At 37.8% G+C, this 11,922-nt stretch carries 3 protein-coding genes; 2 read left to right on the top strand and 1 reads right to left on the bottom strand.

Annotated features, from left to right (window positions below; all coding sequences use genetic code 11):
• Window positions 1–200 precede the first annotated feature (200 nt).
• The gene (locus HNS40_RS20590; RefSeq protein WP_172284508.1) at window positions 201–2,828 is read left to right on the top strand and encodes a YCF48-related protein; all 2,628 of its coding nucleotides are present in this window, start codon (window positions 201–203) and stop codon (window positions 2,826–2,828) included.
• A 3-nt stretch (window positions 2,829–2,831) separates the two neighbouring features.
• The gene (locus HNS40_RS20585) at window positions 2,832–10,385 is read left to right on the top strand and encodes an HYR domain-containing protein (RefSeq protein WP_172284506.1); all 7,554 of its coding nucleotides are present in this window, start codon (window positions 2,832–2,834) and stop codon (window positions 10,383–10,385) included.
• 47 nt (window positions 10,386–10,432) lie between these two features.
• Here the strand turns inward: HNS40_RS20585 and HNS40_RS20580 are convergent, their stop codons facing one another.
• The gene (locus tag HNS40_RS20580; protein ID WP_172284504.1) at window positions 10,433–11,746 is read right to left on the bottom strand and encodes a tetratricopeptide repeat protein; all 1,314 of its coding nucleotides are present in this window, start codon (window positions 11,744–11,746) and stop codon (window positions 10,433–10,435) included.
• Window positions 11,747–11,922: the final 176 nt, after the last annotated feature.

Here is an 11,922-nt window from a genome sequence, read left to right as displayed (position 1 = left end):
CTTCTTTTGTTGTAAATCTTTCTTTAAACGTCTGTCTATCAATGTTTTTTAGTATCCTCATCGTTCCTGAATTTGAATACAATTTACAAAATAATATACTCATATACAACTATTTGTGAACTAAATGGGTAACCCTAAATAATAATATCAAATTATTAAGAATATCATTTTTAAACGATAGCAATAACTTAAATCAAAATATGAAATCAATTCTGTACTATTTATTTATTGGACTATTTATGGTCCTCAGTTCTTTCACATATTCTCAAAATATTGAGGCATGGGAGTTTAGTAGTGCTCCAAAAATGAGACATATTAATAAGGTTGCATTCAACGAAAGCAGATGTTTTTTAGTTGGTGGCTGGGAAAGTAATGATGCCATATCAACAATATATTATTCCGATGATACTTGTCAAAACTGGTTGTTGGCTCTTGATAATGTAAATGCATGGTTGCATGACATCTCGTTTCCCAATGCAAATATTGGATACTCAGTAGGTACCTCTGGAACTATTTTAAAATCAACAGATCAAGGGGGCTCTTGGGAACAAATAGAATTACCAGGGAATCTCTCTGGAAGAAACTATTACGCGACCCATTTTACAAATGCTACTACAGGTATTGTATTGGGAGGAAACGAAAGTAACGATGCCATTAGAACTATAATCAAAACAAATGATGGCGGACAGACTTGGAGTATCATTTCGGACAACTTAGGACCAATGTTAAGAGATGTTTTCTTTGTTAATGAAACCATTGCATATGCATGTGGTGATAATGGAACTGTTTTAAAATCCACAGATTCAGGTGATACTTGGAGTGATTTATCGCCAACTGGAAACCTGCAAAACAGAAGGTTAAATAGCATTTATTTTTCAAATGAAAATGTTGGAATCATAGTTGGGGGGAACCCAACAAATGATTCTATTCAGACCATTATAAAAACTACAGATGGTGGCGCAAATTGGTCTATTGTTAAAGACCAAGTAGACCATATGTTAAATGCTATATCTAAATATGATGACGATGTCCTTCTTGCTGTAGGTAATTATGGAAGCTTTCTTCAAACAGAAGACATGGGTGATAATTGGTTTGATTATTCTTTACAAGCCAATGACACTGTTCACTTAAACGATATTGGTTTCAAAAATAAGTTTCTGGGCTTAACTGCAGGGAATTATGGAAAATATGGATGTTTTAATGATTTCACTGGAAACCTAGCCACATCACAATTAAACGAACCAGCTCTAGTACTCACCTCTTCAAGCGTAAAATTTTCTGGGAGTACCAATCCAAATGGTTCAGATACTGAAGTCATTTTTGAGTACGGTGAAAATAATTTATTCGATCAATCTGTCTCCGTTTTCTATGAGGCTATTAATGGAGAAGATGATATAATAATAGATCTAATTGTTTATCAATTAAATGAAAATACCAAATACTCTGGTCGTATCAAAACTAGTAATATTCATGGAACAAGTTATAGTAACATCATTGTATTTTACACAGGATTAGACTATATTCCTAATTTCAGTTTTGAAAACTGGACAGAAAACACTACTTCAATATTGGATGATTGGGGATATTCAGGGAGTGTTTCGCAAATAACATCTCCAAATAATTCTCAAGCTGCTTTACTTCAAACTAACGATGATGATATAGGAGCAATATTTTTAGGCTCTCCTGGAGATAATGGTTTAGTCGGTGGTGTCCCTTTTAACAGCAGGCCAGATTCTGTATCAATATGGCTTAAATATGATATTGCTGAAAACGATACTGCCTTAGTAATCTCTATGTTGAAATTAAATGATGAATCGCTTATCTCAAATAATTTCCAACAAGTTTACGGTTCCTCAAATGAAGAATTTATAAATGTAAAATTTGCAATTAACTACTTGAATGAAATGCAACCAGAACAATTATTTTTTGGTATAGTTAGTTCAAATGTTTTCTCAGGACAAACCAATCCTGAAAGTAATATCGCAATTGATAAAATAGAGTTTATTAATTCTTCGGAACAACTTCCCAATAATAATTTTGAAAATTGGACAGAGGAGTCTGAGTTTACAATCAATAAGTGGTATTCAAATCAGGACAATAACGACCCTACTCCAATCGTAGAAAAAAATAATGAAGCATTCTCAGGAAACTTAGCCTTAAAACTATCTAATTCTATAGGTGAGCAAAACATGAAATTTGCTCATTTATCTTCATACCATAATAAATATGAATATGGCCCCAGTTTCCCCGTTTACTCAAACGCTGAAAAATTCTTCTTTTATTATCAGTTTTATCCCGAAAATGACGATAGCTTGTTTATAAATGTAGAAATGTATTCAAATGGTGAAGTTATTGGAAATGGTTATCAATTCATTGTTCAATCAGTAAATGAATACACGCTAAAAGAAGTTCAAATAAATTATTTCAATGAAGGGCAAGCAGATAGTGCATCTATATATTTTACAATTGCAAAAAATAATCATCAAGGAGTCCCTGGAGATTCATATGCTTTACTTGACAATATGAGTTTTGATGCCATTATCCAACCTCAAAATATTTCTGAATCATTTCAATTAAATGAATCCTTTAGTATTTACCCAAATCCAACAAATAACTATGCCAATATAGATATTCTAAAGCTAAAGAATAATGACCAGGCCATAGTAAAAATTTATGGTATAAATGGTGAACTAATCTATATTAAAGAAATTTCAAAATATGATAATGACATTATAATAGTTGATTTACAAGGTATTTCACCTCAATTATTAATTGTGGTAGTTGAAATAAATAACAAAGTATATACTAAGAAAATAATTAAAAAATAACATATGAAAAATCTTCTACTATTCATCATTCTTATTTTAGGATTGTTTCCAATGGATATTCAAGCACAAACAAGTGTGTCCGACCCTCCTGGCACAAGTGTTTCAAGTACCCCAAGCAGCGGTGTATATATTGGTAAAACTGGAGGGAAAACATTCTCCTACACTAATACAAATTGGCCAGACTGGATGGAAACTTGTTATACATGGGGGCTTGGTACTACACTCAACGATGTGATCAATGGATATAGCCTCGATGTAAATTGCCCTGTCATGGACGACCTAAGTTATGCAGCGGGTTCTTCTAATTTATCAGGCGGAATTATTGTATATACAGGTAATACAAACTACAGGTTTTTAAATACAAGTAGTTCTTGGGTAACTCAATCAGTATCTGTAAAAATGACCATTACAATAACAGATGCTGGGGGCCCAGTCACAATTAGTCAGTCGGGCTCATTATTACTATTTCCAATTGAAAGTAATTTTAATGAACATGTAATTATTGAAGCTTATGGGCCTTCTAATGCCAATTATATTGGAAGTAGTAATGCCAACCAATGGACTCCAGCAGTAGAGTTATTTGATAATTTACATACTGATCCATCAAGCTTTATATGTACATCATTTGATAATGGAAGTTTTTATTCATTTTCAACTACTGCTGTAGCCTCCAACTCAGGTCCGTATTGTCCTGGTGAAACAATTACCTTAACATCTAGCGGAGGTACTTCATATAGCTGGACAGGACCAGATAGTTTCTCATCAGCAGTTAATAATCCTACAATTCCAAACTCAACCTCCTCAAATTTTGGAACCTATATTGTTGAAGTAACAGATGCAAACGCTTTTAATTGTGTCGATACGACAAAAACAATTGTAAACGAAACTATTGATAATACTGCCCCAATAGCTATTTGCAAAAATATTGAAGTTGAACTAAACGCTGCAGGTAATGCAACTATAACAGCTTCACAAGTTGACAATGGAAGTTCAGATGCATGTAGTGGAATAGCGTCACTTAGTGTTTCTCCAAACTCTTTTGACTGCAATAACATTGGAAATGTTACAGTAACCCTTACTGTGACAGATAACGCCTCAAATACAGCAACTTGTAATTCAACAGTAACAGTGAAAGATATAACACCACCTGTTGCATCATGCAAGAATGCTACTATTTATCTATCAGGCTCCAAGAGCTCTAATCGAAACCACAATCAAAATTCAAGACTTCCGGCTCCCCCTGCTAGCATACCTATTCCTACTTCAGAAGTTAATAATGGAAGTTCAGACGAATGTGGTATAGCCAACCTTTCAGTTTCCCCTGCAACAGTAGATTGCAGTAATCTGGGAACAAATACAGTTACTCTAACAGTAACTGATAATGGAGGAAATCAAAGTACTTGTACATCAACTGTAACTGTTGTTGATGATGTACCTCCGGTTATTACTGTTTGTGCTTTAAACCCTGCAAACATACCTGCAAATTCAGCATGTCAAGCTTCTACTCCAGATTTCACTGGACAAGTTACTGCCACTGATAATTGTACAGCATCTCCTTCAATAACACAATCTCCTAGTATTGGATCTACTTTGGGGTTAGGGACTACTACAATTACCCTTACTGCAACCGATGGCAGCGGAAATACTGCTACTTGTACCGTGAATCAGCCTGTAGTAGATAACACAGCTCCAACTATTACAGTCTGCGCCTCAACCCCTATTTATATAATTGCTAATGCTTCCTGTCAAGGGACTGCTCCAAATTTAACCGGTTCTGTTACTGCTACTGATAACTGTACAGCCTCTCCAACCATTACTCAATCACCAGCTGCTGGTGCTACTCTTGGTTTGGGGACCACTACAATTACTCTTACAGCAACCGATGGTAGTGGTAATACCGCAACTTGTACGGTGAATCAAACGGTGATAGATAATACAGCGCCAACCATTACTGTGTGCGCTTCTACGCCTAGTAATATTCCTGCTAATGGCTCATGTACAGCTTCTGCGCCTAATCTAACCGGTTCTGTGACGGCTTCTGATAATTGTACCAGTTCTCCAACTATTACACAATCACCAGCTGCTGGTGCTACTCTTGGGTTAGGAACCACTACAATTACTCTTACTGCAACCGATGGCAGCGGAAATACTGCAACTTGTACAGTGAATCAAACGGTAATAGATAATACCGCTCCTACAATTACGGTCTGCGCTTCTACGCCTAGTAATATTCCTGCTAATGGCTCATGTACAGCTTCTGCGCCTAATCTAACCGGTTCTGTGACGGCAACAGATAATTGTACCAGTTCTCCAACCATTACTCAATCACCAGCTCCTGGTGCTACTCTTGGTTTGGGAACCACTACAATTACTCTTACTGCAACCGATGGAAGCGGAAATACTACAACTTGTACAGTGAATCAAACGGTAATAGATAATACTGCTCCTACAATTACGGTCTGCGCTTCTACGCCTAGTAATATTCCTGCTAATGGCTCATGTACAGCTTCTGCGCCTAATCTAACCGGTTCTGTGACGGCAACAGATAATTGTACCAGTTCTCCAACCATTACACAATCACCAGCTGCTGGTGCTACTCTTGGTTTGGGAACCACTACAATTACTCTTACTGCAACCGATGGAAGCGGAAATACTGCAACTTGTACAGTGAATCAAACGGTGATAGATAATACTGCTCCTACAATTACGGTCTGCGCTTCTACGCCTAGTAATATTCCTGCTAATGCTTCCTGTCAAGGGACTGCTCCAAATCTAACCGGTTCTGTGACGGCTTCTGATAATTGTACTTCTTCTCCAACCATTACACAATCACCAGCTGCTGGTGCTACTCTTGGGTTGGGAACCACTACAATTACTCTTACTGCAACCGATGGCAGCGGAAATACCGCTACTTGTACCGTGAATCAAACAGTGATTGATAATACTGCACCTACAATTACGGTCTGTGCCTCAACCCCTAGCAATATCCCTGCTAATGGCTCATGTACAGCTTCTGCGCCTAATCTAACCGGTTCTGTGACGGCTACTGATAATTGTACCAGTTCTCCAACCATTACCCAATCACCAGCTGCTGGTGCTACTCTTGGGTTGGGAACCACTACAATCACTCTTACTGCTACGGATGGCAGTGGTAATACCGCAACTTGTACGGTGAATCAAACAGTGATTGATAATACTGCACCTACAATTACGGTCTGTGCCTCAACCCCCAGTAATATCCCTGCTAATGGCTCATGTACAGCTTCTGCGCCTAATCTAACCGGGTCTGTGACGGCTACTGATAATTGTACCAGTTCTCCAACCATTACCCAATCACCTGCTGCTGGTGCTACTCTTGGTTTGGGAACCACAACAATTACCCTTACTGCTATTGATGGCAGTGGTAATACCGCAACTTGTACCGTGAATCAAACGGTGATTGACAATACTGCACCTACAATTACGGTCTGTGCTCCTACACCAAATGATTTGATTGCAAATAGTTCAAATCAAGCAACAATGACTGATTTGACAACATTGGTAACGGCAATCGATAACTGTACAAGTTCTCCTGTAATTACTCAATCCCCGGCTTCAGGTTCAACACTCGGTCTTGGCATAACAACCATTACTTTAACTGCTACGGATGGTAGTGGAAATTCAGCTACTTGTACTGTTGACCAAGCTGTTTTAAGTAGTCTTGGTGCTATTATCTCTTCTCATACAAATGTATCTTGTAATGGATATTCAGATGGTTCGGCCACTGCATCACCTGTAGATGGAACAGCTCCATATACTTATATTTGGAGCAATGCCGCTACTACTGCTAGTAATACTGGCTTAGCCCAAGGTACTTATACCGTAACCATTACTGATGCTACTAATAATACTGCTTCAGCTTCGATAACAATTACTGAACCTTCAGTACTTATAGGTTCTTCGGTTGTGGATGCCAATGTAAGCTGTAATGGTGGTAATGATGGTGGTACTACGGCTTCGGCCTCAGGTGGGACAGCTCCATATACTTATGCGTGGAGCAATTCTGCTACTACTGCTAGTATTACTGCGCTTACCGCTGGGACTTATTCCGTGACCATTACCGATGGAAATGGTTGTACCACTACCAGCTTGGCTACCATTACTGAACCCACTGCTCTAGTAGCCAATTCTGTGGTGGATGCCAATGTAAGCTGTAATGGTGGTAGTGATGGTGGGACTACGGCTTCGGCCTCAGGTGGGACTGCTCCATATACTTATGCGTGGAGCAATTCTGCTACTACTGCTAGTATTACTGCGCTTACCGCTGGAACTTATACCGTGACCATTACCGATGGAAATGGATGTACGGCTACTAACTCGTCTACGATTACTGAACCTGCTACTCTGATGGCCAGTTCTGTGGTGGATGACAATGTAAACTGTAATGGTGGTAGTGATGGTGGTGCTACGGCTTCGGCCTCAGATGGGACTGCTCCATATACTTATGCGTGGAGCAATTCTGCTACTACTGCTAGTATTACTGCGCTTACCGCTGGAACTTATACCGTGACCATTACCGATGGAAATGGATGTACGGCTACTAACTCGTCTACGATTACTGAACCTGCTACTCTGATGGCCAGTTCTGTGGTGGATGACAATGTAAACTGTAATGGTGGTAGTGATGGTGGTGCTACGGCTTCGGCCTCAGGTGGGACTGCTCCATATACATATACCTGGAGCAATGCAGCTACTACCGCTAGTATTACGGGGATTGTTGCTGGAACTTATACCGTGACCATTACTGATGGAAATGGATGTACTGCTACTAGCTCGTCTACCATTACCGAACCTGCTACTCTGGTGGCTAATTCTGTGGTGGATGCCAATGTAAGCTGTAATGGTGGTAGTGATGGTGGGACTACGGCTTTGGCCTCAGGTGGGACTGCTCCATATACTTATGCGTGGAGCAATTCTGCTACTACCGCTAGTATTACTGCGCTTACCGCTGGGACTTATTCCGTGACCATTACCGATGGAAATGGTTGTACCACTACCAGCTCGGCTACCATTACTGAACCTGATTTACTGACAGTTAGTGATGTTTCTACCACAAGTATTACGGGTTGTAACATTGGGGATAATGCCACAATTACAATAAGCGCTCAAGGTGGAATACCAAATTATATGTATTCCATTGATAATGCCGTTACCTGGCAGACTTCAAACTTTTTTGAGGGATTAACTGCGGGTGACTATGATGTTTTCGTTAAAGATGCCAATGATTGCATAAGTGGATGGGGAAGCACGGTTACCGTAAATGAACCTGCTCCTATCATCATTACTCTTGATGGAATCACTAATATAGATTGTTTTGGAAACAATACAGGTGCCATTGATATCAGTGTTTCTGGCGGAACTCCTGAGTTCGATTATGAATGGGCTGGTCCAAATGGTTTTACTGCTGATACCGAAAGCCTTGCTGGATTATTATCTGGTGATTACACTTTAACTGTTACCGATGCCAATGATTGTATTGAAATCTCGGGTCCTCATACTGTTACAGAGCCTTTATCTGCTCTTAATGTCGACAATGTGACTTCAATGGATGTGACCAATTGTGCTGGAAGCATGAATGGTGAAATTAGTATTTATGCCAGTGGTGGAACTACTCCTTATCTGTACTCCATTGACAATGGCAGCTCCTATAATATCAATCCTTTGTTTGAAAACCTTGGACCTGGTGAATATCATATTCTTGTTCGTGATGCCAATGCTTGTGAAACTACATATGAGGAAACTATTACTCTATCCGAGCCTGAGGCTATTGAAATCGTTGAGGTGCAGGTAATAAATGTACTGGGCTGTTTTGGTGATGCTAGTGGCGAAATTCATATTCAGGCCACTGGTGGAACAGGTACCTTAAGATATTCCATTGATGCAGGGGCTTCTTATCATGTGAATGATGGAATCTTCACTGGCCTTGTGGCTGGTAGCTATCAGGTAAAAGTGAAAGACATGAATGGCTGTAACCTACTCTATGACATGTCTACAGAAATAACCGAACCTCCTTTATTGGTTGTAACAGACGTGATGGCTACAAATGTAAGTATTTGCTATGGAAATACCAATGGTGCGATAGAAATTGATGCCATTGGTGGAAGTGGCAGCCTACTTTATTCAATTGATGGTGGAGCTAATTATGTGGACAATGATGGTATGTTTACTGGCTTAGGCGCTGGAAACTACGATGTGTTTGTTACTGATGAAAGCGGATGTGTGACTGAATACGCTGCTAATGCTATTGTGATTGATGAGCCTAATCCTATGACTATTTCAGTAACTTCTACTGATGTAAGTACTTGTTTTGGTGGAACAGATGGAATGATTTCAGTGAATGTAACTGGTGGAGCTCCACAATACTCCTATTCTATTGATGGAGGTAGTTCTTGGTCTAGCTCTGGAAACTTCTCTGACTTAGTAGCTGGAAATTATAATATTATGATAGAGGATGCCAATGGATGTACTCAAGAGTATGCCTCAAATCCTGTGGTGATAGGACAGCCTACCGAACTACTATTTAGTATCGTTACTGCTGTTGATGCAGGTTGTTTTGAAGCTGAAGATGGTGAAATAATCATCACTGGAACGGGTGGTACTGGCATGTTGATGTATTCTGTTGATGGTGGTTTGAATTACCAAGAAAGCGGAAGCTTCAATGGATTAGCAGCTGGAGAGTATCAGCTCATGATTAAAGATGCCAGTGGTTGTGATGTAGCTTATGAGAACAATCCTGTTGTGGTTCTAGAGGGTGATGAAATCATCATTGATCAGGTGGAGGTGACCAATGTTCAATGTACTGGCGAATTAGGTAGTATTACCATCACTGCTAGTGGTGGAGAGGGTCAGCTTATGTATTCTATTAATGGTGGAGCAGATTATTTCGAAAATAATGTTTTCACAGATTTAACTTCTGGAAGCTATGTAGTAAGAGTTCAGGATGAGAACCTATGTGATGTGCTTTTTGAGGGGAATCCAACGGTGATTTCAGATGCGATAAGTTCTCCTGTGACCATTTTAGTAAATCCAGAAAATGGTCCCTACTGTGTGAACCAGCCCGTTCAATTAGAAGCTATTGCCGAAGATGTAATTAGTTATAATTGGCAGCCTGGTAACTTATCTGATCCTATTATTGAGGTTACATCGGATATGGTACAAACGATTGAATATACAGTTACTATTATAAACTCATTTGGATGTGAGTCCAATGCTTCAGTTGAAATTGAATATGATATTTGTGAATCGATATCCGAATTGAGTAGTGATATTGTATCTGTCAATATATATCCTAACCCAAGTAATGGAGAGTTTAATTTGGAGATAATTGGAATACATCAAGAAGTGGAAATATCAGTATTGGATTTTGCTGGAAGGCTCATTCTTGAGGATGTAATTACTGACGTTTCTGCAAATAAAGTAGATAAGGAATTCAACCTGAATGAATTTGAAAGTGGAGTATATTTCTTAAAAATTACTCATGGAGATGAGGACATATACAGAAAAATAGTAATTAACTAATAAACAAAAGGGTTGGTTCAAATGAATCAACCCTTTTTTCTATAAAACTATTGAAAAATAGAATTATTAATCTTTGATTTAAGTTGATCAAAATAAGACTCTGGAACCAATACACCTTTTTCTTTAGCCTTTTGCGCATCTTTTAATGCTCCTTCATAATCACCAACTTCCTTTTTAACTATTGATAAATTCAACCAAGTACTAGCTTTAGTATTGTCTATTTCCAAAGCTTGTTTATAGGATAGAATCGACTTATCGAAAAACCCTTTTTTAAAATAAGCATTACCAAGGTTATTATAGGTTTGAAAATATGTTGGGTCTAATTCTTTTGCCCTCTCTAAATCAAATATAGCAAGATCAATATTTCCATTTAAATAAACAGTTCCCCTATTATACCATGATTTAGCATAAGTTGAATTTATTTCAATTGACTTTGAGAAATCTAAAACTGCTTTTTCTGAATCACCAGCCAGCAGATATAGGTTTCCTCGATTGTTATAAGCTATAAATGATTCAGAATTTAATTTAATTGCGGTGTTAAAATCATTCAAAGCTTTTTCTCCATCCTGAATCTGAATATAAAATTGCCCTCTATTAATATATGCATCTGAAAAACTAGGATTAATTCTGATTGCTTTGGAATAAGACTCAATAGCACCATCCAAATCTCCCATTTTGCTTTGTAAATCACCAAGGTTAAAATAATTTTCAAAATTTTGAGGTGATAATTTTATCGCTGTTTCAAAATCCTTAATGGCTGCTCTATTCATTTCTTTTGAACGATAATAATTTCCACGACCAATATAAGCAAACCAATCATTAGAATTAACCGAAATTGCGTTACTCCACAAAACCTCACTATCTTTCCAAACTTTAATATGTTGCATTGATAGGATTAAAAGCAGAATACCAAATAAAATAGAAATGAAATAATAGAAGTATTTAAACTTTCTAAGTATTGATGTGGCATTCAAGCTTGCAATGAGTATAATTAGCAAGCCCAAATAGGAAAGATAGGAATATCTTTCTGCAACAATTGCTCTTCCAACACTAACAATTTGCAGCATTAAAACTAAATTTAAAAGAAAGAAGAAAAACCCAAAAGCAATTTTTTTATTCTTTATTGAAAACCATAAACCTGCAATAGTTAAAACAAAACCAATGATTGATGGAACCAGTATTTCCAATTCGAACACATTAATCACTTTGGGATAAGCATGCATTGCACTTAAATTAAGTGGTATGATAAATTTAATAACATAAAAGTACAATCCATATAACGCAAAACTTAATCTTTCAATAATAGAATAGGTTTCTAGGCTATTGATAGCTTCTTGATTTTGAAATTGAATAGTTAGCAATCCAACAACAGTACTACCAACAAAAATAGGGCTTAATATAATTATGTTTTAGGGTTACCCATTTAAGTCTCGTGTAATTTAATCGAAGCGTAAGCAATCGGTTTATGCTCTACGCATCTCTGAATGATTTTATCTAAAATTGATTGGCGATGATTCCTTCTGTTAAATCTAAAGAA

This window comes from Lentimicrobium sp. S6 (assembly GCF_013166635.1).
Taxonomy (GTDB): Bacteria; Bacteroidota; Bacteroidia; order Bacteroidales; family UBA12170; genus UBA12170.
The sequence above is the reverse complement of the archived record's forward strand: the minus strand, read 5'-3'. Positions and strand labels throughout refer to the sequence as shown.

Bases quoted from the DNA above. Each gene is read 5' to 3' on its own strand.
- HNS40_RS20585 (WP_172284506.1), top strand. From the start codon at position 2,832: ATGAAAAATCTTCTACTATTCATCATTCTTATTTTAGGATTGTTTCCA.
- HNS40_RS20590 (WP_172284508.1), top strand. From the start codon at position 201: ATGAAATCAATTCTGTACTATTTATTTATTGGACTATTTATGGTCCTC.